18 protein-coding genes are annotated in these 25,477 nt (G+C 45.3%); 12 read left to right on the forward strand and 6 right to left on the reverse strand.

The genetic code is table 11. The features are described from left to right. Nucleotides 1-511 precede the first annotated feature (511 nt). Nucleotides 512-1,219: a DUF445 family protein gene (locus OCV52_RS20835; RefSeq protein WP_137407942.1), complete on the forward strand. Its 708-nt coding sequence runs from the start codon at nt 512-514 to the stop codon at nt 1,217-1,219. 112 nt (nt 1,220-1,331) lie between these two features. Here OCV52_RS20835 and OCV52_RS20840 read toward each other — a convergent pair whose 3' ends face one another. Continuing rightward, on the reverse strand, nt 1,332-1,820 hold the full coding sequence (locus tag OCV52_RS20840; protein WP_004736894.1) for an Lrp/AsnC family transcriptional regulator: 489 nt from the start codon (nt 1,818-1,820) through the stop codon (nt 1,332-1,334). Between the two features lie 278 nt (nt 1,821-2,098). Between OCV52_RS20840 and OCV52_RS20845 the strand changes: the two genes are divergently transcribed. Next, nucleotides 2,099-2,269, forward strand: coding sequence for a hypothetical protein (locus OCV52_RS20845; RefSeq protein WP_008218011.1), 171 nt, complete (start codon nt 2,099-2,101; stop codon nt 2,267-2,269). A gap of 707 nt (nt 2,270-2,976) precedes the next feature. Further along, a complete protein-coding gene (locus OCV52_RS20855) occupies nt 2,977-3,498 on the forward strand; it encodes a MerR family transcriptional regulator (RefSeq protein WP_137407944.1) in 522 nt (173 codons plus the stop codon). 71 nt (nt 3,499-3,569) lie between these two features. On the opposite strand, the gene putP is transcribed toward OCV52_RS20855, so the two are convergent. From putP to OCV52_RS20875, 4 genes are all read right to left on the reverse strand, one after another. Then, a complete protein-coding gene (gene putP, locus OCV52_RS20860) occupies nt 3,570-5,060 on the reverse strand; it encodes a sodium/proline symporter PutP (RefSeq protein ID WP_032498305.1) in 1,491 nt (496 codons plus the stop codon). 183 nt (nt 5,061-5,243) lie between these two features. Next, nucleotides 5,244-5,948 (reverse strand): 1-pyrroline-5-carboxylate dehydrogenase, encoded by a 705-nt coding sequence (locus tag OCV52_RS20865; protein ID WP_137407945.1) that lies wholly within the window; start codon nt 5,946-5,948, stop codon nt 5,244-5,246. A gap of 11 nt (nt 5,949-5,959) precedes the next feature. Beyond that, the gene (gene putA, locus OCV52_RS20870; protein ID WP_137407946.1) at nt 5,960-9,115 is read right to left on the reverse strand and encodes a bifunctional proline dehydrogenase/L-glutamate gamma-semialdehyde dehydrogenase PutA; all 3,156 of its coding nucleotides are present in this window, start codon (nt 9,113-9,115) and stop codon (nt 5,960-5,962) included. 181 nt (nt 9,116-9,296) lie between these two features. Further along, nucleotides 9,297-10,121, reverse strand: coding sequence for a helix-turn-helix domain-containing protein (locus OCV52_RS20875; RefSeq protein WP_017071242.1), 825 nt, complete (start codon nt 10,119-10,121; stop codon nt 9,297-9,299). 482 nt (nt 10,122-10,603) lie between these two features. On the opposite strand from OCV52_RS20875, the gene OCV52_RS20880 reads away from it, so the two are divergent. From OCV52_RS20880 to OCV52_RS20890, 3 genes are all read left to right on the forward strand, one after another. Next, nucleotides 10,604-11,707, forward strand: coding sequence for a PEGA domain-containing protein (locus OCV52_RS20880; protein WP_137407947.1), 1,104 nt, complete (start codon nt 10,604-10,606; stop codon nt 11,705-11,707). A 185-nt stretch (nt 11,708-11,892) separates the two neighbouring features. Beyond that, on the forward strand, nt 11,893-13,725 hold the full coding sequence (locus OCV52_RS20885) for a formylglycine-generating enzyme family protein (RefSeq protein WP_137407948.1): 1,833 nt from the start codon (nt 11,893-11,895) through the stop codon (nt 13,723-13,725). Between the two features lie 375 nt (nt 13,726-14,100). Further along, complete coding sequence (locus OCV52_RS20890; RefSeq protein WP_137407949.1) at nt 14,101-14,883, forward strand: helix-turn-helix transcriptional regulator; 783 nt, start codon at nt 14,101-14,103, stop codon at nt 14,881-14,883. Between the two features lie 127 nt (nt 14,884-15,010). Here OCV52_RS20890 and pdxH read toward each other — a convergent pair whose 3' ends face one another. Further along, nucleotides 15,011-15,646, reverse strand: coding sequence for a pyridoxamine 5'-phosphate oxidase (gene pdxH, locus OCV52_RS20895; RefSeq protein WP_102424646.1), 636 nt, complete (start codon nt 15,644-15,646; stop codon nt 15,011-15,013). A gap of 167 nt (nt 15,647-15,813) precedes the next feature. Between pdxH and OCV52_RS20900 the strand changes: the two genes are divergently transcribed. The 6 genes from OCV52_RS20900 to OCV52_RS20925 all read left to right on the forward strand — a co-directional run bounded on the left by OCV52_RS20900 (nt 15,814) and on the right by OCV52_RS20925 (nt 25,342). After that, nucleotides 15,814-17,694 (forward strand): sensor histidine kinase, encoded by a 1,881-nt coding sequence (locus tag OCV52_RS20900; RefSeq protein ID WP_137407950.1) that lies wholly within the window; start codon nt 15,814-15,816, stop codon nt 17,692-17,694. A 53-nt stretch (nt 17,695-17,747) separates the two neighbouring features. Further along, on the forward strand, nt 17,748-19,061 hold the full coding sequence (locus OCV52_RS20905) for a sigma-54-dependent transcriptional regulator (protein ID WP_137407974.1): 1,314 nt from the start codon (nt 17,748-17,750) through the stop codon (nt 19,059-19,061). A gap of 112 nt (nt 19,062-19,173) precedes the next feature. Further along, nucleotides 19,174-20,565: an HlyD family type I secretion periplasmic adaptor subunit gene (locus OCV52_RS20910; RefSeq protein ID WP_137407951.1), complete on the forward strand. Its 1,392-nt coding sequence runs from the start codon at nt 19,174-19,176 to the stop codon at nt 20,563-20,565. A gap of 59 nt (nt 20,566-20,624) precedes the next feature. Continuing rightward, nucleotides 20,625-21,293 carry a transglutaminase-like cysteine peptidase gene (locus OCV52_RS20915; RefSeq protein WP_061031924.1) on the forward strand — a complete coding sequence of 223 codons (669 nt, stop codon included), beginning with the start codon at nt 20,625-20,627 and terminating at the stop codon, nt 21,291-21,293. A gap of 5 nt (nt 21,294-21,298) precedes the next feature. Beyond that, a complete protein-coding gene (locus tag OCV52_RS20920; protein WP_137407952.1) occupies nt 21,299-23,209 on the forward strand; it encodes a bifunctional diguanylate cyclase/phosphodiesterase in 1,911 nt (636 codons plus the stop codon). Between the two features lie 18 nt (nt 23,210-23,227). Then, nucleotides 23,228-25,342 carry a type I secretion system permease/ATPase gene (locus OCV52_RS20925; protein WP_137407953.1) on the forward strand — a complete coding sequence of 705 codons (2,115 nt, stop codon included), beginning with the start codon at nt 23,228-23,230 and terminating at the stop codon, nt 25,340-25,342. Nucleotides 25,343-25,477: the final 135 nt, after the last annotated feature.

Raw genomic sequence — 25,477 nt, forward strand, 5'->3', positions numbered from 1 at the left:
TTGTATTATAAAAGTGCCAAACATAAAATGTAGTTCTATGATATTTTTGGCCTATTGTGAGTTTGTCTTTTATATAACAACCTAACCTTACAGTTAGCCCTGGTATAGAAATCAGGAAAGGTATGAAGTCAATATTTTCTTTGCACCAGTAGAAATCACTCTATCAGTGTAGAGAGTAAATTTCCGGTAAGATGACAACCGTCTCGATAGAACATTCTGCAACTACTTATGCTATTTTAAAAGTGCGGCGTATTTCACACCAATTTGCTAAATAGCGGCAAATTACACATGGCAGAATGTTATGTCGTAATTATATAATGACTTTAACAAACCAAGACGGCTTCGCTTGCACGTTCTGGAATAAGGCTAGACTTCGGGGGGAGGCTAGCCTTTCTTATGTCCGTAGTTCAGCGATCTTTGCCACCTGTTCCATCAACTTCATCGATCCTTTTGTTTTTTTCTTGGCGTTTTTTTCTTAAAATGCGCGCAATATTCTTTCTAGAGATCAACCATGAACAAAAGTGTCTTAACTAACGTTATCGCGTTAGCACTGCTTGCTGGCGGCTATGCGACAACAAATCAATACCTACTTTACGCGGGACTATTCGCCTTTTCTGGTGCCATCACCAACTGGCTTGCGATTCACATGTTGTTCGAGAAAGTACCCGGCTTATACGGCTCTGGCGTTATTCCAGCGCGATTTGAAGAGTTCAAAGCAGCCATCAAACAACTGATGATGGAGCAATTCTTTACTGAGCGTAACATCGACCGCTTCCTAAGCAGCGAAATGAGCGGTGGCCAATCACTGAACCTAGAGCCTGTGATTAAGAAAATCGATTTCAACCCTGCATTCGATTCGCTGGTTAACGTTATCGAAAACTCACAGTTTGGCGGCATGCTAGCAATGTTTGGTGGTACGGAAGCATTAGAGCCAATGAAAGCGCCATTTGTTGAGAAGATGCAAGAATCTGTCATCGAAATCAGCAAGAGTGATTCAGTGAAGAATGCCATCAAGGAAGAACTGGAATCACCAGCAATTATGGATGAAATCAAAGAGAACATCGAAGCCATCATCGACCAGCGTTTGAATGAACTGACACCGAAACTGGTAAAAGAGATGGTTCAAACCATGATCAAGAAACACCTTGGCTGGCTTGTCGTGTGGGGTGGTGTATTCGGTGGTGTGATTGGTCTTATTTCAGCGGCGATTACACTGTAAATCGTCTATAACCATACTTATCTGATTGCTCCTTTCTGGCAGTCAAAAAAAATGGAAGCTCATTGGCTTCCATTTTTTATATCTATCAAAACTGGCTCAAGTTAGAAGCGCGCTAAGTTAAAGTCGCTAACAGCTCAGGGTTCACACCAAAGCCCTTTTTATGCTCTTCAATCACCACTTCACTGCGCGTCTGAATCACACCAGGCAAGGTCCCTAACTTGGTGGCCATAAACGCTTGGTATGCCTTCATGTCTTTCACTCGAACCTTGATCATGGTGTCAAAGTCTCCCGACAACGAATAACACTCTTCCACCTCAGGCATCATTTCCACAGCTTGGGCAAATTTATCAAAGATTGAAAAGCTGGTTTGGTCGAGACGAATATGGATAAAGACTTGAACATCGAGCCCCAACTTCTCGGAACACAGCTCTGCGTGGTAACCCGTGATGTAACCCTCTTTTTCTAATCGCTTCAATCTATCAGAACAAGGAGAAGTCGTTAGGTTAACCTGCTTGGCCAGCTCAACCACAGGCAAGCGCCCCTTCATGTGCAGAATTCTTAGTATCTCTTTATCGATACGATCAAGCTGATGCTGAGACATAACATTCCTTAAACATTCTAAATTCGGCTCAGTATATTCCATACCTAGAGCGATCGAAGAAAACCCCGCTCACACATTTAAAAACTAAACGCACAAGTCGCATTCACACCAAATATAAATTCATACAAATGGATAACAATCGTTACAAATCAAACCCTGGTTATTAACAAATTATTATAGAAATGACCCGATAAACAAATAAGTTGAGCCAGAAACGAAAGAAAGGATATATGGCAAAGTGAATAATAGAATTATCAAAGAGAAAGGATGACTCTATTATGAAAACACAAGAACTCGCATATAAACCCTACGGTATCGGCTCATGGACACACGTAACCGTGTCAAAAGATGTGGCTCAAGCACTCGCTAATGAATACTCAAACTACGGATGGGAAGTAAAAATTGATGGTAACGCCATTAGCAGCGAGATCGCGCTTAAAGCGGCTTAAATGACAAAAACCTCCCAAACGGAGGTTTTTTTGATATCGGTTAGTAAGCACTTACCATCAGCTAAGCTAGGCCAAATTGAGGAACTGAGCTTCCCGTTTCACAACGACAATTGCATGTACGACAAAAGTGCTGCGTTTCCATATCGTAATATAAGTTGCCACTAAATAGCTTTGAGGTCCATTGCAACACACGGCCAGAGGCTGTCTCGGGCTCTGATTCACAACGTTTCATTATAGACTTATGTAGTGTTGTTTTTTTACATCCTTTGCAATAGAGATCAGGCATACCTTTGTCCTATAGGTCTTTAGTGGTTACTGACAATTGACACATCATGTCCAATTCGGTTCCACAATTCATCGAGCTAATAACAAAAGTGAGCGCCAAGTTCAAAAAATCGCCACTTTTCTGTTTCATTTTTTGACATCACACGCCATTGAGTAAGTTGATCTTTCCCTTCTCACACAAGATCCAACCGCTTCGATTTACATTGTAAAACCCCACCAACCGTTCGATCACGCCTGATTCCACCCCGATCTTAAGTACGACAAACGTCGCACCTCACTAACAAAATACCGATATCATAGGCTGCTCAAATTGCCGAATCAAAACCCATCACCTATACACCTTTATACGACGCGATTAGAATACTTGGCTATCAATTAAACATGCCTGTTTAATTCACGCGCTCGCAACCAATGAGGTAGAAATACTCACCGTTACTCAAATTGCCAAGGCCTACAACATATCTCGTACCACCATTCTCTACTACGAGCGTGCCGGGCTGCTGCTTCCTCACAGTCGCTCCGATAATGGCTATCGTTGGTATGGCAAAAAAGAGCAAGCTCGGTTAGAGAGTATTATCTCTTACCGATCGTTTGGTTTGTCTATACAGGAGATAAGCGCCCTGCTTGATCGCACAGACGATGTGAAACAAGAGCAGACACTAGTGAATCAGTTCAACGCCTTGGAAAAGGAAATTCAGAGCCTGCGTCAACAGCAGAAGGCGATCGTGGTGTTACTTGAGCAACCTGAGTTGCTAGAGCAGAAGATGCTGACAAAAGAGCGCTGGGTACGGGTGATGGAGAATGCTGGGTTTGACGAAAAGGATATGAAGAACTGGCACAAGCAGTTTGAAAAGATGGAGCCTACCGCTCACCAAGAGTTTTTGGAGTCATTGAATATCGATGAGCAAGAAGTCGCGAGCATTAGAGAGTGGTCAAAAAAATAGAGCCACCGAAGTGACTCTATTGTTCTTAACTAATATCTTTTTCTAATTCATTTGTATTTTTACAATGTAAATTAGTCTAGCTCAACGAGGTTCTTCTCGAACTCAGCGTGTTGCTTCTTAACTTCGTCTTCTGGCTCGCCAGTGATTAGGCTCACGATAACGATAGAGATAGTTGATAAGATGATTCCCGGTACGATTTCGTAAACATCGAACCAACCGCCCGTGAACTGTTTCCAAAGTACGATAGTCACACCACCAACCACGATACCCGCTAGAGCACCGTTGCGGTTCATACGAGACCAGTAAAGGCTCATCACGATAGCTGGACCAAATGCCGCACCAAAACCAGCCCAAGCGTAAGACACAAGGCCAAGTACAGAGCTGTCTGGCGTCATCGCTAGGAATAGCGCGATAAGAGAAATAATGATTACTGCAAAGCGACCCACACGAACGATCTCTTCAGATGTCGCATCTTTCTTAAGTACTTGCTTGTAAAGGTCTTCTGCCATTGCAGATGAAGATACAAGAAGTTGTGAATCCGCAGTACTCATGATTGCCGCAAGGATAGCAGCTAGTAGGATACCAGCGATTACTGGGTGGAACATCGCGTTAACAAGAAGCATGAAGATCTTCTCACCATCGTCTAGCTTAGGCGCACCAGAGTTAGTCACGTAAATAAGACCAACCAGACCCACTAGCATTGCACCAACCATAGACAGAGCTGTCCATACCACCGCGATACGACGCGCTGTTGCTAGGTCTTTATTAGTACGTGTTGCTTTAAAACGAGCAAGGATGTGCGGCTGACCGAAGTAACCAAGACCCCAAGCCGCTAGCGAGATGATCGCGATAGCAGATAGCGGTTCACCTTTCGCATCATTCCATAGCGTTAGCAGCTCTGGGTTGATGTTGTGAAGATCAGTCGATAGCTGACCAAGACCACCGTTCATCGCTGCGATTGGTACAATCAATAGCGCAGCAGACATCAGTAGACCTTGAACCAAATCCGTCCAAGATACCGCAAGGAAACCACCAAATAGCGTGTAAGAAACCACACATACTGTACCGATGATTACCGCTGTTGTGTAATCTAGACCGAATACCGTTTCAAACAATTTACCACCCGCTACCAAGCCAGAACTTGTGTAGAAAAGGAAGAATAAAAGGATAAAGAAAGCAGAAATTGTTTGGATCAGCTTCGAATTATCATTGAAACGACGAGATAGGAACTCAGGTAGCGTCAGTGACTCTGTTGTAATGCTGTAAGTACGCAGACGCTTAGCACTGATTAACCAGTTCGCCCAAGTACCAACTAGCAGGCCACCAGCAAGCCAGAATGCTTCAAAGCCAGCAGCGTATGCGTAACCCGGTAGACCAAGTAGTAGCCAACCACTCATGTCTGATGCACCAGCAGAAAGTGCAGCAGGCCATGGGCCTAGCGAACGACCACCAAGGAAGTAGTCTGTCGAGCTAGAAGTACGTTTGTAAGCAATAACACCGATTGCCAGCATCATAATTAGATACGCAATGAACGTCGTCGTTATTGCAAAACTGTTTTCTATCATTTGATAGTCCTCATTTGTAAAAAGCCTTCCATGCCTAATTCAATGCAAGACACTCACCGTAAAGGCAAGCGAGTGCATTGAGTTAGGTATTGAGGCTCCAAGGCACTATGAGTTAAATCCAAAGATGGTGAAACCAACAATGGAGAAAACAAAAGTGCTTAGAGCCAATGTTACTGAAGGTTAGTGAGCTTCGCTTCCAAGTTCGAGCAAGGTCGCGTTACCGCCCACGGCTGTTATATTTATAGTTCGCGTACGCTCGGTAATGAAACGCAGCGATAGGTGTGGATCGTGAGCAACATGCATTGCTGTCAGATCCGTTTCAGCTACTAAACTGACGATGGCACCGTCACGCTTAGCAAGTTGTAAATTGATAGCTTGAGCCGTTTGTGAGTTACCTACGTAACCTGCGCTACGTACATCGCAAGACAGCAGCTGTTGAGCCGCGTCGTACGAAGCAACCTGCACCAAGTTCGTCGGTAAATTCGCTTGTTTCGCTGCATCAGCGATCAAGGTGTTGAATTGCACGTCATCACTGCACAATTGCACGCTGTTACCCGCTAATAGTGCTGCGGTAATCATCGCGGTTGCTGTTTGCAGTGCTGGCTCTTTGTCTTGGCAATCATCAACAATCACCAAAGCCACACCGCGTCCTGCAGCATACAGCTCGTTTGTTTCACCAGTCGGGCCAGCCATTAGGTGCTGCTCAGAAAGCAGCGTAGAGGCCTGCTCTAGGTGATAAGTTGCCACTACCGCCAAAGACGTAGATTGGCTTTCGATCTCTGATTTGAATGCAAGTACCTGAGCACTCTTATGATCAAAATCGGTAAGATTCCATTGTTCCCACGCCAAGAAAGCATCAGAAAAACCTGTCACTTGATGAACCATGATACCGCTCCTTATGCCTTGTCTTGTGATTGAGAGAAATGAACATCAGTAAAGCGGTATAGGTAGTGAGGACCACCCGCTTTAGGGCCAGTACCAGACAAGCCTTGACCACCAAATGGTTGCACACCAACAACAGCGCCGACCTGGTCACGGTTGATGTAACAGTTACCCACACGAACGTGTTTTTCGATCCAACGGTAAGTTGTCTCGTTACGACTGTGGATACCCATAGTTAAGCCAAAACCGGTTTGGTTAATTTGGTCTACCACTTGCGCCAGTTCACTCGCTTTGAAGCGAACGATATGCAGTACAGGACCAAACTGCTCTTCTTTCAAACAGCTAATGTCATCGATTTCAAATGCACTTGGTGGAACAAAGTCACCATGTTCACAATCCGCTCCTAGAGAAAGTTGAGCTACTTTCTTCTGGGTCTTGGTCATGTTTTCTAGGTGCGTCATCAACTTCTGCTTCGCGTTTTGGTCAATAACTGGGCCCACATCCGTTTTATGAAGATGTGGAATACCAACGCTTAGCTCATCCATCGCACCGTGAATTAGTCCAATCACGCGATCTGCAATGTCTTCTTGAATGTAAAGCACACGTAGCGCAGAACAACGTTGACCTGCTGAAGCAAAGGCAGAACGAATAACATCACGAACCACTTGTTCAGGCAGTGCAGTACTGTCGACAATCATCGCGTTCTGACCACCGGTTTCCGCAATAAACGGCACAGGCTTAGCGTTGCGGCTTGCCAATGACACGTTGATGCGTTGTGCAGTTGGGGTTGACCCCGTGAAGGCAACGCCTGCAATCGCATCGTGGCTAGTTAGCGCACTGCCGATCTCTGCACCACGACCAGGTAGAAGTTGAATCGTGCCAGCAGGGAAGCCCGCTTCATTCATCAGTTCAACCGCGCGAGCCGCAATCAAGCTAGTTTGCTCTGCAGGTTTCGCCACAACCGTGTTACCCGCCACTAGTGCAGCTGTAATTTGGCCAAGGAAGATCGCCAATGGGAAGTTCCAAGGGCTGATACAAACGAACACACCACGACCTTGTCGCGAAGCTATTCGAGTTAGACCATCAAAGCCTTTAAGCTCAAAACCTTGCAGGTTGTTCGCTTGTTTTGCGTAGTAACGACAGAAGTCGACCGCTTCACGTACTTCATCAATGCTGTCGTGAATTGTCTTACCCGCTTCTTGATGACAAATTGCCACCAGCTCAGCCAGGTTCTCTTCCATCAGATCAGCTAGCTTCTCAAGCGCTGCGGCTTTGGTTTCAACCGATGTCGCATTCCAATCAGCAAATGCGGCGTCTGCACCACTTATCGCTGCGGAAACATGATCAAGGTTTGCAAAAGCCACCTGACCCACGTTAATACGACGATCGTAAGGTGCTGTTACTTGTTCAACATTCTGATCAGCCTTGATCATGCTTTCGGCAAGAGATTCGCCGTTGATCACAGGTCCAGCAGTCCATTGATTGTTCAAAAAGCCTTTTACTTGCTCTTCAAACTGATGCGCTTCGCTCTCGATATCAATGTTCACACCGTATGAGTTCTTACGCTCAGGGAATACCGCTGGCGGCAGAGGAATCTTAGTGTTGTTCAATGTATCGAATGCCAAAAGCATGTCGACTGGATGCTGTGTTAGCTCTGCCACAGGGCAACGAGCATCAACCAAACGGTGTACAAACGAGCTGTTTGCACCATTCTCTAACAGGCGACGTACTAGGTATGGCAGTAGATCTTTATGGCTACCAACTGGCGCGTAAATACGTACCGACTGTTGGTAAGCTTCCATTGCATGGTTGTAAAGTGAATCACCCATGCCGTGTAAGCGTTGGAATTCAAAGTCTTTATGGTCTGTCATCACTGCAATAGCAGAAACCGTATGAGCATTGTGGCTCGCAAACTGCGGGAAGATATTGCCACGAACACTTGGGCTCAATAGATAACGCGCACACGCTAGGTAAGCTACATCAGTCGCTTCTTTGCGAGTGTAAACAGGGTAGTTATCGAAACCAGCTTGTTGTGACCATTTGATCTCACTATCCCAGTAAGCACCTTTAACTAGGCGAAGTGGGATTAAGTCACCCTGCTCTTTTGCTAGGCGGTTTAGCCAAACTAGAACTGGTAACGCACGCTTTGAATACGCTTGAATAACCAGACCAAACTTGCCCCAGCCTTTCACTAGCTCGCTGCGATACAGTTTTTCGAATAACTTAAGCGAAAGCTCTAGGCGATCCGCTTCTTCTGCATCAATCGTGATCGCAACATCAAGCTCAATCGCACGGCGCAGTAACTGCTCTAGCGTATCGCATAGCTCAGTCAGTACGCGGTCTTCGTTCGCCACTTCGTAACGAGGATGAAGTGCAGAAAGCTTGATAGACACAGATGGCGCTGGGCTAGATTTTGAAGAGACCTTTGATTGTGGAGAAACATAGTTGTCTCGACCTACGGCTTCAATCGCCATTAGGTAATCTTTAAAGTACTTATTTGCGTCAGCTGTAGTCAGTGCCGCTTCACCTAGCATGTCGTAAGAGTAGGTAAAGCCTTTGTCGCGCATCGACTTACCGTTCTTTTGCGCTTCAGCAATGCTGCGACCAAGAACAAATTGGTGACCCATCACTTTCATCGCTTGGTGCATCGCTTTACGAATCACTGGCTCAGAAAGCTTGTTCACTAAACGGTTAACCGCTTGTCCAGCACTCTGCTCATTCGATGAAAGTCCAACCACCTTGCCTGTTAGCATTAAGCCCCAAGTCGAAGCGTTAACAAAAACCGAATCAGAATTCTTTAGGTGAGACTTCCAATCCGCAACGCTTAGCTTGTCGCGAATCAGTGCATCAGCCGTTGCTGAATCAGGAATACGCATCAAGGCTTCCGCCAGACACATCAGCAAGATGCCCTCTTGAGTATCTAAGCTGTATTCAAGCAACAGCGCATCGATCATCTGGATAGAAGTCTTATCCGCACGGATAGCTTCGATCAAAGAAGTCGTTTTGTCTGTGATTTGCTGCTTTTCAGACTCAGAAGGGGTAGCTAGTGGCAGAAGTTGCTCTAGCCATTGGGTTTCATCCACCATATATAATGGTGAGATAAGCGACCATAGATCATCAAGCGACTGCTCGTTGAATTCTGGCTTTAACACATCAGTAGCTGTAAACATGCGTTTTCCTTAATCTCACACCCGGAATTAGCCCGGGATCTCTACAATGGCTGCAGTGTATTTAGAGTATATAAGGAATACTTGTCAAAAACTCCGAGTTTTTTGCTAAAAACTCGCTTTATTAACAAAACAAACACAATGTCACATATGAAACTTTAATATAATATGCCGTTTCGTTTCACTATTTAACAGAAATTTGCTTTTTGTATTGAGATGGTGACATGCCTTGAAGGCGTGAAAATGTGTGGGTAAAAGAGGATTGACCGGAGAATCCAGCAAGTTCTGCGACCTGACCAAGGCTTAAATTCCCTTGTTCAATAAGACGTCGAGCACGGTCGATTCGCTTACCTAGTACATACTGGTGAGGAGTAATGCCCATTTGCTCTTTAAACAACATATGGAATTGGCTTTCGCCTAAGAACACGCTACCTGCAAGTTGCGCGACTGAAATCTTACTTGCTAAATGTTGCTCGATGTAACGATCAAGCGCTTCAAGATCGAAGCGCGAATCCTTCACTGACGTTTCAAATGCCGAAATGTGCCTTTGCATTAAGGCGATAACCGTATCATTACACGCTCGGCTTAATAAGAGATCATCAGGACTCGCCTGCATCTCTTGCACTAACATATGGATAAGCTTCTGAATTTGCGCATCTAATTGAAAATAGACGTTCGAAGATTCGAGCTGGTTAATCTTCTCTAACATCAGTGGGTCGTCGTCACTCGGCACGGGCATGTTAAGCACCAAAATGTCGGACTGACCGACCACACCACCGAAAGCATGATCAGAGCTCGCTGTCACCACACAACCTTGTCCTGGGCCAACAAGATTCCCCTTACCACTCACTTCAAATTCCGCCTGACCTTTTAAACCAATCACCACCTGAGAATAATGGTGATCGTGGCAATCCATATGCGATGGCAAAGTGATAATCTCAGCAGGACGAGGGCCAGTAAGGCCTAGCGGAGAAAGGTCTAGGTTAGGAAAGGGTAAAGGTTTAGACATGACAGAAAAATACTCGGGTCAACATAGTAAGAATAATACTCTTAAATGCGCATAAGATGAATTTGTAAATGCTCATGACAGTTATTTGCTCGCGAGAAGGAAAAGATCATTATCGCGATCATCTTGATCATGCCTCCGGAAGGATGATCAAGAGTGTACAAACTACGGCTTATGTAAAATCAATATTTTCGGTGCTTTTTTATAAATCTCAACCTCACGATTCACTCAACCAAGATGACTCATAAATGAGAAATTAATCATCAGAGCATCACTAAAACATTTGCTTATATAGCTCAAACAATTCGCATAAAACTTATAAAAAGTGTATCCAAAGTACCGAAACGCGGCATTTGAGTAGATTGAAATACAATAAAACGGTATAAAGACGGATACTGTGTTAATTGCTAATAACTAGTGACTCACAACTAGGAAGCAGACACATTATCAATGAGCTAATTTCAATCTATAAGTTGCAGGGACCTATGACTAACTTTCGAATTTCAGCGCTTTTACTTGCGCTATCCCCACTTTGGGTATCTGCATCGGTATCAGCTGAAGAACTGAATCAAGTCGATCCCGTTTCAGCCATCGATGCAAAAATAACAGAGAAAAACTCAGATATTGAGCGTATTTCAGCAACCAAAGTATCGGCGACTGAGAACCTAAAACAACTACAAAACACAAACAGTAAGTTGTTGCGCGAAGGTGAAGAACTTAAGGCAAAACGTAACAGAGCCAAGTCTGTACTAGACAAACAGTACAGTCGTCTACTTGAAGACCCAGAAACGGACCTGGTCTCTTTTCAAAAAAGTTACCAAGATGCATGGGCTGCAGTTAAAGAAAATCAATCGGCTCAGCTAGACAATCAACAAGCGATGAATGAGGGTGAGATTCACCTTTCTCAGATCAAACAGAAGCAAGCTCGAATGAACAATGAGCTGGCAAGCCTGAGAGAGTCAAAAGTTGAAGCTCGCGTAAAACGTATCGCAACAGAACTGCGTGAAAGTGCAGTTTTGGAAACCAGCTACACCACCACATGTGAATCCACAATGACCCTTGGTGAGTGTACAGCTCAGGGTAAATACCTAACGAACCAAAAAGCGGTGCAAACGTTCAAGAGCCAGTTACTTGAGCAGCTCACAGAAAGCACTCTGGCGAAGCAGAACTTGCAAGGCGTTCAGTTGAACATCCACGTTCAGGACAGCCAGCCAATCAAGAGCGGTTTCTCTGGCAACAACTCTTACTTCATGCAGATGCAAGCTCAACTGCAAGCAAAACCTGAAGCGGTTGCCGCATGTAACCTATTGAACGTTTCAACACGCTACTGTTTAACTGGCAGCGATGCGGCTGCAGTTAAAAAGAGCGACAAGAAATGGGCAAACGTAACCGTGCGTTCTGACCAATACAACGACTCTGTGATCATCAACGGTATTAAGTATGGCAGCACACCTCTTGAGGTAGCGCTACCAAGTGGTCGTCATCAAGTAACTATCTCTAAACAAGGTTACGAGTCATACAACCGCACAGTTACCATCAACGGCAGCGACACTATCTGGGTTAAGCTTCTTCCTAGCAAAGAAAGCTAATTCCCTCAGTAGAAGATCGCTATACCGATTTCACAAAGCTGAATGAACACGCGCCATTTTGTTGATAGTTATAAACTGTTGATCGTTATAAACTTATACGGTCATGATAAACAATAACTGCAGACGAAATGGCGTTATCGTTTAGAATAGTCGATTAACCTAAATTACGATTGAAGTAGCCCATCATGCGCCAAGGTTTTCCCACTCTATTATTTGCACTTGCTCCCTGCTTAATGACACCTGCTGTTTTCGCTGAAGCAACACCACCAGCAATCACGGCCGCCTCTGTTACTGATCTTGAAAGTTCGCTTTTCGAAAAGCACGCCGAGTTAACGGCTATCGAAACGAAAGTCGCGGACAAACAAAATCAAGTCGATAACCAAGCACAGCAAACGGCACGTCTTGCTAAACTCTCTGTAGAAGCAGAACAAAAACTTGCAGCGGCCAAAGAAAGCCTAGAGCAAGATTACACGCGCATGATTGATGAGCCAGACTTCGATATCTCGACTGCTCAAAATCACTTCCAAGACGCATGGAAAACCGTGAAAGAAGGCAAACTTGCGATTTCTGACTCAGAGCAGAAGCAGCAAGGTTTGGCTATGGAACTGGAAGCTATCCAAGCCGAGAAAAGAGCGACAGAAACAGCCATCGCGCAGCTAGAGCAAGACAAGCTAAGAGCAAGAGCCGATCGACTCAGAAACGAGATCACCCAAACACAAGAGCAGACGGTCAGCTTTACCAACCGCTGCAGCAGCGACATGACATTGGCGCAATGTTCTGATCAAACGGTAACACTAGCGCTTCAAAAAGCAGTAAAACAGTTCCAACACAGCCTCGTTGATAACACGACAGAATCGAAAACTGTCAAACAACACTTGGCATCGACATCACTGAATATCCACGTGCTACAACACAAGGTGACTTCCTCTGGTTTCTCAGAAGATAACCGATACAGAGCTGTGATTGCTGCGAATCTAGAAACTCGCCCGGATAAGAACACACCTTGCCGCCTACTTGGTATTCAATCGTATAACTGTTTCACGCAAACCGATCAACAAGCCAACGACCAACAAAAAGAGGTCGCTTGGGTCAACTTAGTGGTTCGCTCAAATCAGTACAACGACAAAGTGTTAATCAACGGCGTTAACTACGGCAGCACCCCTGTTGAAATCATGTTACCAACCGGCCCACACATGGTGACGATCGAGAAAGAAGGTTACCTTTCTTTCCACCAAGAGCTAAAAATAACTCGCGATCACAACCTAAGAGCGGTATTACAAGCCAAACAAAACACGTTAAACGTCGGTACCAAGTTTGCGGACCCGATGGAAGATAATACTCAGAGCCCTGAAATGATTGTGGTCGGCTCTGGTCGCTACCTGCTGGGTGAGAACAGTGCCAAGCAAGTGACAATAAAACAGCCATTTGCATTAGCCGCGACCCCGACACGTGTGCAAGATTTTAGAGCGTTCGTTAAGAGTACTGGCTATCAGACAGATGCTGAGCTAATGAACACCTGCGACACCTTCGCTAATGCCGAGATTACTTCAGTCTCCGACAATGACTGGCAAAAACCGGGCTTCAAGCAAGCTGACAACTCACCAGTAGTTTGTGTCAGTCAGAATGATGCGATAGCCTACACTCGTTGGTTATCTGAGAGCACTGGCTTCACGTATCGCCTTCCTACACCACAAGAGTGGGAGGCCGCAGCAAGAGCAGGTCAAGACACCAACTTCTGGTGGGGTAACGAATTCCGCACAGGTAAAGCGAATACAGGCTGGGCTGGTACACCTTGGTCAAACGTCAGTACGTCTCCTGTTAAATCATTCATGCCAACACCAACAGGCTTCTACGACATGGTCGGCAATGTATGGGAGTGGACAACCGTTCAAAAAGGCCTAGCCAAAGGTGGCGCGTGGAGCTTCTCTCCTGAAGAGGCCAAAGCATTTAACGAGCTATACGTTGCGCCTTCAACAGCAGCCAACTACCTCGGCTTTAGAGTGTTACGAGAGCTGTAAGCTCTCGATAGCTCACCCAGACTTTAAAATATTTACTCTAGGCTCTCATTTATCGCATTGAATCGTGTTTATAGGGGAATTCCCCCCTTATGTATAGGTACGCCTAGGAGTAAATTCGTCGATAGAGTAGTAAGTCACTCTGGGTATCTAACTGATGCCTCAGCTTAATTTACCTGACCCTCGTAAATTAAGCTGAAAATCTTCTACATGTCGACAAGGCATAACTTGTCTTTGGCCAGCCCCTCTTCAGGCTGGCTTTTTTTTGCCTATTGAACACGCAGTTCGCCGACCTATCATCCGTGAATCACGCAGTTATTCAGCACTTTGATTAACGAAAACTCACCCAGCCTTTTCTACACGTACTCCAACCTGTAATTGCCATTGCAGCGCAATAGTAAACTGATATCATTGCAACATCGCAATACACGAGATAAAACTTTGCCAGAATCACTAAACCCCATACATCGTTCTTTATTCGAACAACTTCCAGGCTGCTGGGGCTGTAAAGATACTGACTCTGTTTTCGTATACGCAAACCTCGCTTACAACAAATTGATCGGTTTGAAGCCGGGCGAGAGTTGTACCGGCTTGACGGACTTCGATATGCCGAGCCAAACCATCGAATGCGCACAAGACTTTAGAGCGCAAGACAAGCATGTTATGGAAACGCGCTCGACGCTTAAAATCCTTGATATTCACCCCTACCCCGATGGACGCTGGCACGCCCATATCTTCACCAAAACGCCTTGGCTTGATGACAACGATAACGTACAAGGCACCATCTTCTATGGGCAAGAACTCACAGACACAGCGATTTTAGAAGTGGGTCACTGGGTGTGTCAGGCAACTTGCGCCAAAGACAATCAAGCATCAATCGCAGGCTCAACTCCGCGAGTGTCTAAACTGCAAAAGAAACTGACCTCACGTGAATCAGAAGTCCTATTTTTACTGCTTTTCGGTAAGAAGCCTCAATACATTGCATTGACGTTGAACATCTCAATCAAGACGGTCGAGGGGCATGTCGCTAGACTAAAGCAAAAGTTCGATGCACGTAGTAAGAGTCAGTTAATCGAGTATGCATTGGATTCAGGATTAGGCTCTGTGATTCCTGAAACCTTACTTAAGAAACAGATCTCAGTGGTTCTACACAGCGACTGATTAACGACTCCTAGCGCCCATAAAGATAAAAAGACAGACAAAAAAATACCGTTGATGTGGATGAACACAAGATCAACGGTATCTTCCTAATTTTACTGTCTTTACTGCTGAGTCCAGCAGACTCAAACTATGGCGCTAGGCGATCAATGTCCCAGCTGTTGTCTTGGCGTGAGAACAAGAAGCGATCATGCAGGCGGTGCTCACCACCTTGCCAAAATTCAATGCTATCGACGCGCACTCGGAAGCCACCCCAGAAAGAAGGAACCGGAATCTCGCCTTTCGCAAACTTCTGTTTAAGCTCTAGATACTTGCCTTCTAAGATGCCACGTGCAGAGATACGGCTACTTTGCTTACTTGCGATAGCTGCCAATTGGCTCTCTTTTGGACGAGACGAGAAGTACTTCATGTTTTCCATCGCCGTCAGCTTTTCAGCCGTACCAGTAATATGAACTTGTCGCTCTAACGGATGCCAAGGGAAGTGCAAACTGATCTTGCTGTTGTGCTCAAGTTGCTGCGCTTTGCGGCTACCTAGGTTGGTGTAAAAAACGAAACCATCTTTATCAACATTCTTCAGCAAAACAATACGTTGGAATGGCTGTCCATTTTCATCAACCGTCGCCACTGTCATTGCCGTCGGATCCATCAACTTAGCTTCAATCGCTTGCTCTAACCAAAGGTTAAATTGGTCAATTGGGTCTGTGGCTAAGTCTTTACGTCTCAATCCACCCTGAGCGTATTCACGACGAATGTCTGTCAGTTCCATTTGGTTGCTCCTTTTAATTTTTTTGTGATTCTGCGCCGTAATCCTTTGAAACACAAGTCTAAGCCTTGGTTTTGTCTCATTGAAGGTGCTCTGTGTTAACGAGATCTCGGTACGCTAACCGTCATATTGATAGTCTATATGTAAACTGATTGTAACTTGAGTTTCTCGTGTCTAAAAAACTGTCTAACCTGATCACGCCTTTTATATTTTTCTCATTGATACTGGGAACGGCAGGGCTAACTGCTACTCACTTTTTGGCAGGTCAATACCAAGAGCAAGTTGTCACACAACAACTCAATGAAGCGGCGAACAAAGCCAACCTCCAGATCGATTCTGAATTGGATAAGTTCAAACAAATACCTGACTTGCTCAGCCACGACCCGCGCTTGCTGTCTTACTTCGATGAGTCGCCACAGGCGGATAACATCTCCACAGCTGAACTCAACACCTTGTTATTCGAGTGGTCGGGGCAAAGCCAAGCCGATACCATCTATATCCACGATCCGAGCGGCACAGTGGTTGCGTCAAGTAACTATCGAAAGCCTCGAACTTTCGTTGGCGAAAACTTCGCGTTTCGCCCCTACTTTGCCTCTGCAATAAAAGGCCATAAAACCCAATATGTCGCACTCGGCGCTCGCTCTGATGTGCGAGGCTATTTCTTATCTTCACCACTTTATATCGACGATGACATCGTAGGCGTCATCACGGTGAAAGTAAGCTTAGAAAACCTAGAAAACATTCTAACTAGCGACGAATTTGAGATTGTGGTGCTTGATTCCAACCAAGTGGTATTTCTCTCTAGTCAGACACCTTGGCTTTATCACTCATTGCTACCATTAACGGATCAACAGCAGCAAGATATCGCAGCGCAACGCCAATACGGTCAAAACAAAATTTCGATCATTGATGCGTTTAACTCTTCGAGCCAAACAACCGATGCAAGCAAAGCGCTTACTGCAAACCAGTTATTTAAACTTGGAAATTTTAACCTTTACCCTGCCGCTACCAGTGACAACCAGTACCAAGTTGTGGCTATCAAGGACACAAGATCCGAACTGCTCAAGGTGCTGCAGCTCGACGTTATCTTCATTGTGATTTACAGCTTAGTCATGCTGATTGCTTGGTCGTGGCGCCAAACCTACCTCGCGAAAGTAGCACTTACTGAACTCAATCAGAACCTAGAGCAAACCGTAGATAAGCGAACTCAATATCTGAAGCAATCCAATCAACAACTTCAACAGACACTCTTTCAATATCAAGAGTCTCAAGTGAAGTTAAAACAGACAGAGAAAGAGCTAACGCAAACCGCTAAGTTAGCCGTACTGGGTGAGCTGTCAGCCAGTATTAATCATGAAATTAATCAACCACTTGCTGCGCTTAGAACCTATAGCGAAAACAGCGTCAAGCTGCTTGAGATGGGACGTTCAGACTTAGTAAAAAGTAATCTGGATAAAATGATCGTGCTAAACACCTCGATTACCGAGATCATTGCACGCCTTAAGGTATTTACGCGCAAGGTAACCAAGCAAGAACATCATGTAGCGAACCTACATCAAGCGATCAACAATGCCACCAGCATTCTCAGCGCGCTGATGCTCAAACAAGGCATCACCCTAAGGTTAAGTACCGTGCCAGATGACATTAACATCGCGATTCACCCAACCGAACTTGAGCAAGTGTTGGTTAATCTGATGCACAATGCGACACAAGCGCTTTCGCAACAAGCCACACAACAAGTAGCACTTCAAAACGACTTGGAAACTCAAGAAGGGAAGCAACCGACCATTCCTCAAATTGGCGTAGAGTGGCAGCTTAATAATGATGCCTGCCAACTGATCATTTGGGATAACGGGATTGGTATCGCCAGCGATAAACTGGAACATTTGTTCGACCCGTTTTTTACCACTAAGCCTGAAGGATTAGGGCTCGGGCTTTCGATATCGAAGCGAATCATTGAAGCCTATCACGGCACGATCAGCGCAAGCCAGCTCGAGCCTTCAGGCATGGTATTCTCTCTGAATATTCCACTGTACCAAGAAAAATGCTAAATGATTGTTATTAATAGCTTTATTCAACATTAAGGACTCAACACTTGCACTCTATGCCTAAACTCTACTTTGTCGATGATGAACCCGCGATTCGTGACTCGGTAGAACAAGCCATGCTCATTGAAGGTATCGACATTGTCTGCTTTCCTAATGCGATCGAGGCTCTCAAGCAGATTAATATCACGCAAGCAGGCATTGTGATCACTGACATTCACATGCCAGTGATGGATGGTATTCAATTTACACAGAAACTATTGAGTCAAAATCCGAATTTTCAAATCATCGTACTGACTGGACACGGTGATGTGCAAACCGCCGTTTCAGCGATGAAGTCCGGTGCTTATGATTTTCTAGAAAAACCATTTGTGGTTGATGCCCTGCTTACCGCAGTAAGAAAAGCAGCAGATAAGCTCGCCTTGGTTGAAGAAAACAACCTACTTAGAAAAGAGCTCGCGATGCAAAATCAGGTTGGCCCTAAGCTGATTGGTCAGTCTCAATCAATGCAGACATTGCGCCGCGAATTGATCACCTTAGATTGCAAACAGAACCCGCTATTACTGTTTGTTGGTGATATAGGAACAGGCAAACGCATCACTGCGCAGTACACCCACGATTTACACAGCCAACCAACAGCGGAGCTTTGTCCGATTGCTGCATTTAATTTACCGCGCAATGACGAATCGACATTTCACCAATTCGTGCTTCAATTATTTCAAAAGCATCAAGGTGGAACGCTCTATATTCATGAAACAGAAGCATTAACTTCACAACAATGGCAGTGGTTAGCGGCTCTAAAACCGACTCTACTTCGTGAAAACTCATGCAAGACTTATGCAACTTGTGTCATTATCGCAACTACAGTAGTACCGACTACAATTACAAATGAGCTGCGTCGATTTAATCTATTACCATTAGCACAAAGAACGGAAGATATCGGGTCTTTGTTCAAACACTTTGCTCGAGGTGCAGCAAGTCGTTATCAGTTGCCTCCGCCGGTAATCACAGAAAAAGAGATTCAACGCTTGATAGCCACTCACTGGGGCGAAAACATTCGCCAGCTTCGTCAACATGCCGAGCTGCGCGTGCTAACTCAGGTGAAGCAACCAGCACTCGACAATCAAGAGTCAGGTCAAGCAGACAGTCCAGAACAAGCGGATGACGGTTCGCTAGACGTCAATATTGAAGAACAACAACAGTCATTAAGCCAACGTACCGACAGCTTTGAACAAATCCTCTTGATAGAAGCACTGCATCGCCATCAAGGGCGCTTAAAAGACGTACAACAAGAGCTGCAAGTGTCGAGGAAAACCCTCTATGACAAGCTAAGAAAGCACCAACTCGACAAAACAGATTTCAAAAACAGATAAGAGTTAAAAAATATATAGATTCAAATATTTAAAGGAGCAATTTCTTAACATTTATCAAAAGTAAGAATACACTCAATAGGCTTGCACTTTTATTCAGCAAACAAGGACTGTTATGAGCCAGAAGAATTTCAGCAAATTGAACGAAACCGAACTTGAGTACGTCGACGATAAAACCGCGGCACTACTACTCAATACGCCGACCAGTGCGCGTATCATGTTGTGGATGATCGTTCTGTTCTTTATTGCTGCTATTGGGTGGTCCGCTTGGGCGGAAATCGACAAGGTTACTGTCGGGCAGGGCAAAGTGATCCCCTCTTCCCAGATCCAAGTTGTGCAAAACCTTGAAGGTGGCCTAGTTAAAGAGATCTTAGTTAAAGAAGGTCAACAGGTTCAAAAAGGCCAACAACTGCTATTGATCGATGACACTCGATTCCGCTCTGACTTCCGTGAACGTGAACAGCAAGTTGCCAACTTAACTGCCAACGTATTGATGCTTTCCGCATCGTTAACCAGCGTAGTAATCAATGAAGACTTTAACGAAAAAGAGTGGAAGAAAAGTGTCACTCTCGATTATGGAAAACTCGCTTTCCCACCTAAGTTCTACGAGGTTCAACCTGAGCTGGTTAATCGTCAAAAAGCAGAATACCGCCAAGATTTAAACAACCTTAAAAACCAACTTTCCGTTTTTGATCAACAAGTTGAACAGAAACAACAAGACCTTGTCGAGATAAAAGCGCGTGTGCGAAACCTAAAGCAGAGTTACCAATTTGCTCGCCAAGAACTGGACATCACCAAACCGCTTGCCGACGAAGGCGTGGTACCAAGAATTGAATTGCTTAAGCTGCAACGACAAGTCAACGATACTCGCCGAGAAATGACCTCAAGTGAGCTTAAAATCCCTCTGCTACGCTCTGCAATCAAAGAAGCCATGCTCAGCCGTATCGATGCGGCGCTCAACTTCCGCTCTGAACAACAAGAAAAGCTCAACCAAGCACAAGATAAACTCTCGGCACTGACTGAATCTGCGGTTGGCCTCGAAGACAGAGTAAACCGTACAGTTGTCGTTTCTCCAGTAACCGGCACCGTTAAAACGTTAGGTATCAATACCGTGGGTGGTGTAATCCAGCCAGGTATGGACATCGTTGAGATTGTACCGACCGAAGACTCCTTGCTGGTTGAAGCAAAAATTGCCCCACAAGACATCGCATTCCTGCGCCCAGAACTGACCGCCATTGTTAAGTTCAGTGCTTATGACTTCACTAAATATGGTGGCTTAGAAGGCGTGTTGGAACACATCAGCGCCGATACGACACAAGATGAAGAAGGCAACAGCTTTTACATCGTGCGTGTACGTACCGAGAAACATAATTTTGGACAAAACGAAGAGCTGCCAATCATTCCAGGTATGACAGCCTCGGTCGATATCATCACGGGTAAAAGAACCGTACTTGAGTACATGTTAAAACCTATCCTCAGTGCACAAAACAACGCACTGAAAGAGTAAGGACGTTTGATGGTTAACAATGCCTTTCAATACATAGTGAACCAACAAGAGCTGAGGCTATGAAGTCTCGAATATCGCTGTTACTGCTCGTCCTCACCTCTTTTACTTCTGTCGCTCTCAATAAGAACGACCAAAGGTGGATCGATGCGGTCACGCAGACCTACGGCGAGAGAGCCGGAAAACGCGTGGCAACCTGGCGTTCAAATATGACGTCATACGATGGTTTAAGCGAAAAAGAAAAGCTCACGTCAGTTAATCAGTTCTTCAATCAGATGTACTTTGTCGACGACAGCATTCTGTGGGGAAAAAACGACTACTGGGCGACCCCGCTGGAATTTTTAGGCAGTAACGCAGGCGACTGTGAAGACTTCACCATTGCCAAATACTTCTCTCTGCTTGAACTAGGCGTTCCAGATAAGAAATTGCGATTAGTGTACGTAAAAGCACTGGAGCTAAACCAATTCCACATGGTGTTGGCTTACTACTCCACACCGAGTGCAGAACCACTAATTTTGGATAACTTAAACCCTGAGATAAAGCGCGGTTCTAAGCGCCCTGACCTACGACCAATTTACAGTTTCAACGGTAAAAACCTTTGGTTAATCAAGTCGGCAGCAGGCAGCGGCAAGCTAGCAGGGAAATCTTCAAGATTGAGCTTATGGAACGACTTACGTTCCCGTGAGCGCTCTCTAAAATTAAACAAACCCATTATCAATTACGATGAGTAGGTACAATGACTTTATATAAACAGCTTGTGGTCGGGATGGTTGCGGTGTTCATATTACTGATGACGTCAGTCTTTATGATCGAATTCAATACTACTCGTGGATACTTAGAGGAGCAGCAACGCTCTGAGGTAAGTAATACCATTAATACTGTTGGACTGGCTCTTGCCCCTTACCTTGAAGAAAAGGACAAGGTATCGGTAGAGTCTGTTATCAACGCTCTGTTTGATGGCAGTTCTTACTCGGTCGTACGATTGATTTTTCTCGACAGCGGTGAAGACATCATCCGTTCATACCCTGTAAAACCTTCGGGCGTACCCCATTGGTTTACCAATCTCAACCTATTTGAACCCGTTCATGACCGCCGAGTGATCACCAGCGGTTGGATGCAGCTTGCAGAAGTAGAGATCGTCAGCCATCCAGGCCCGGCCTATGATCAACTGTGGCAAGCCTTTACCCGCTTATTAAGCATCTTTGGTGTGATCTTCTTACTCGGCTTGATCTCGATTTCATGGATCCTTAAGCGAGCACTACGCCCACTATCGATGATCATCACCAAAATGGATCAGATCGCTAAGAACCAATTCGGTGAGCCATTAACACGTCCTAAAACAAAAGATCTGATCTTGGTGGTTGATGGCATCAATCACATGTCGACTCAAGTTGAACAAGCCTTTAAAAACCAAGCAAAAGAAGCTCAAAAGCTACGTGAAAGAGCGTACATTGACCCAGTTTCTCAGCTGGGTAATCGCGCTTACTACATGTCGCAATTAAATCAGTGGCTAGAAGAATCGAGCTTAGGTGGCCTTGCAGTACTGAAAGCGGAATTTATCAGTGAAGAGTACGACGAGAAAGGTTACCAAGAAGGTGATACGTTAGTGCATCAATTGGCAGAACAACTGCAAGCTTCCATCTCATCGCCAGATATCACCATCGCACGTATTTCTAGTGACGAGTTTGGTTTCATTATGCCGAACATTGATGAAAGCGAACTTAAACTGGTTGCAAGCAGCATCGTAAACTGTATTCAAAGCCTAGGCTCAGATCCAACAGGCATGGCAAACCCACACATTGCATTGGGTGTAACACACAGCAACAAACGTAAAACCAGCACCGAAATCATGTCACTGGTCGATAACGCGCTCTCTAGTGCTAAAGCGAATCGTGAACTCGCTTACGGCTACGTCACAGCTGATGACCATGGCGCTGTAATGGGTAAACAGCAATGGCGTATGTTGGTTGAAGAGGCGATCATCAATGACCTTGTGACATTCCGCCTACAAGCTGCGAACAACGCGTTTGGTAAAACCTATCACCAAGAGGTGTTCTCTGCGATTGAGAAAGATGGCATTCGTTACGGTGCCAACCAGTACCTATACGCACTGGAGCAGCTTGAAATGAGCCACATTCTCGACCAATACGTTATCGAGAAGATGATTGAGAAGCTAACAGCAAAAGAGGTGACCAGCCCAATCGCAATCAATATCTCACCAAGCAGTATTTCTCAGCCAAGCTTTATCCGTTGGATTGGCAAAACACTTGAGCAAAACGCTTCAGTTGCTCACCTGCTGCACTTTGAGATCCCAGAAAACTGTTTCATCAACGTTCCGCACTATACGGCACTATTGTGTAACACCATTCGTAATGCTGAAGCGATGTTTGGTGTCGATAACTACGGACGTAACTTCCAATCACTGGACTACATCAACGAGTACCGTCCTAGCTACGTGAAGCTAGATTACCTGTTCACGCATAACTTGGACGATGAGAAGCAGAAATTCACGCTCACGTCGATTTCACGAACGGCTCATAACCTTGGTGTCACCACCATCGCATCTCGAATAGAAACTCAGACCCAGTTAGATATCTTGTCTGATAACTACGTAGAAGTGTTCCAAGGCTTCATTGTTGATAAATAGTTGTAAGGGTTATATCGCATGCAAGATCCACTATTGAACTCATTGATCTACGTTAGCCGATATTACGGATTAGCGAACTCGCCTGAGGCGTTGGTCAATGGGTTGCCACTATCAGACGGAAAGCTAACCCCTTTCCTGTTCCCACGTTCGGCAGAACGTGCGGGGCTAGTGGCAAAAGAAAACCGTTCCGACTTAGATAACATCCCACACCTAATTTTGCCGGCGGTATTATTGCTAAAGCAGGGCGAAGCGTGTGTGCTCAACAGCATCGACCTTGAAAAACAAGAAGCTGAAATCATCACAGCTGAGAGTGGAATGGTGCCAATAATCATTCCTGTTGCCGAACTTAAAGAGCAGTTCATTGGCCGCTACTTCTTAGTTAAAAAGCAGTTCCGCTATGACGAGCGCTCACCAGAAGTCCTGAAAACACGGAAAGGTCACTGGTTTTGGAGCACCATTTGGGAATCGAAAAACATCTATCGTGATGTTTTGATCGCATCAATTCTTATCAATATTTTCGCGATTGCCGCGCCGATGTTTACGCGTTTGGTATATGACAAAGTAGTACCCAACCTCGCATTTGAAACCTTGTGGGTGTTAGCGAGCGGTATCTTCGTGGTATTCCTGTTCGATCTGCTCTTAAAGTTGATGCGTAGCTACTTCATCGACGTCGCGGGGAAAAAATCCGATATCCTGATTTCATCTAAATTGTTCAGCAAGGTGCTTGGCATTCGTATGGAAGCAAAACCAGCTTCAGTTGGTGCCTTCGCGAAGAACTTGCAAGAGTTTGAGTCAATTCGAGAGTTCTTTACCTCAGCTACGATTGGTTCTCTGATCGATTTACCTTTCGCGCTTATGTTCCTAGCCTTAATTTGGTTAATGGCGGGCAACTTAGTGTTTGTTCCAGTCGCTGGTGTGGTGATACTGATCATCTACGCGTTGCTGATTCAAGGTCCACTGCGTCGCACCATTGAAGAAGGTTCGCGCCTAGCCTCTCAGAAATACGCAAACTTGATTGAGAGTTTGGCAGGCCTAGAAACCGTTAAGTTATTCAGCGCACAGAGCCAGTTCCAATTCCGTTGGGAAGAAGCTGTTGCTCACATGGCGAACTGGAACATTAAAAGCCGTCGCATTACCGACAGCATCCAAAACACCGCTGGCTTTGTTCAGCAAAGTACCAATGTCGGGATGATCATTTTTGGTGTGTATCTAATTGCGGAAGGCGAACTGACGATGGGTGGTTTGATCGCTGCAACCATGTTGAGTGGCCGTGCGATCGGTCCTCTCGTTCAATTGTCGCTGCTTTCTACACGTTACAACCAAGCCAAATCTTCAATGACGTTGATTGAACAAGTGATGTCGATGCCTGACGAGCAAGAAGAAGGTAAGCGTTACATTCACCGACCAATCATCCAAGGTCATATTGCGCTGGATAAAGTGACGTTCCACTATCCTGATTCGCCCGTCGCTTCAGTACGAGATCTCAGCCTAACCATAGCACCCGGCGAGAAGGTGGCCATCATCGGTCGTATTGGTTCAGGTAAAACAACCCTAGAACGCCTGATTATGGGCCTGTACAAGCCCACAGAAGGCCATGTACGCATTGATGATACCGATATGGAGCAACTTCACCATGTCGACGTACGACGCAATATAGGCTGTGTACCGCAAGACAGTAACCTATTCTATGGCTCAGTCAGAGATAACATTACTCTAGGTCGCCCTTTGGTGGACGATCGTGATGTGATGGATGCTGCGAACCGTGCCGGTGTAACAGCCTTTACTCAACAAGATCCTGCTGGCCTAGAACGTCAAGTAGGTGAAGGTGGTGGTTTGCTTTCAGGTGGTCAACGCCAGTCAATTGCGATTGCCAGAGCTTTCTTAGGCCGTCCTCCGGTATTGCTAATGGATGAGCCGACCAGTGCAATGGATAACCGTTCAGAAATGCACATTAAGCACCAGCTTAGTCAACTGTTACCAAGTGAAACGCTGATCCTTATCACTCACAAAACCTCGATGTTAGATGTTGTAGACCGAGTCATCGTAATGGAGAAAGGCAGCATAATTGCTGATGGCCCGAAAGCGAAGGTTCTGTCCGACCTTAAACAAGGTCGTGTAAGAGCAGTTAGCTAAAGCCTGTCATCAACACAATCACCAAAGGGGAGCGAATGCTCCCCTTTTTTATTCCCTTAAACCGTGGCAAAAGGGGAACAAAGTAACTGAACATTTTCTTATTTTCTCGAAGTTAAGTTGAGTAAAATACCAGGC

This window comes from Vibrio chagasii, from assembly GCF_024347355.1.
GTDB classification, from domain to species: Bacteria; Pseudomonadota; Gammaproteobacteria; order Enterobacterales; family Vibrionaceae; genus Vibrio; species Vibrio chagasii.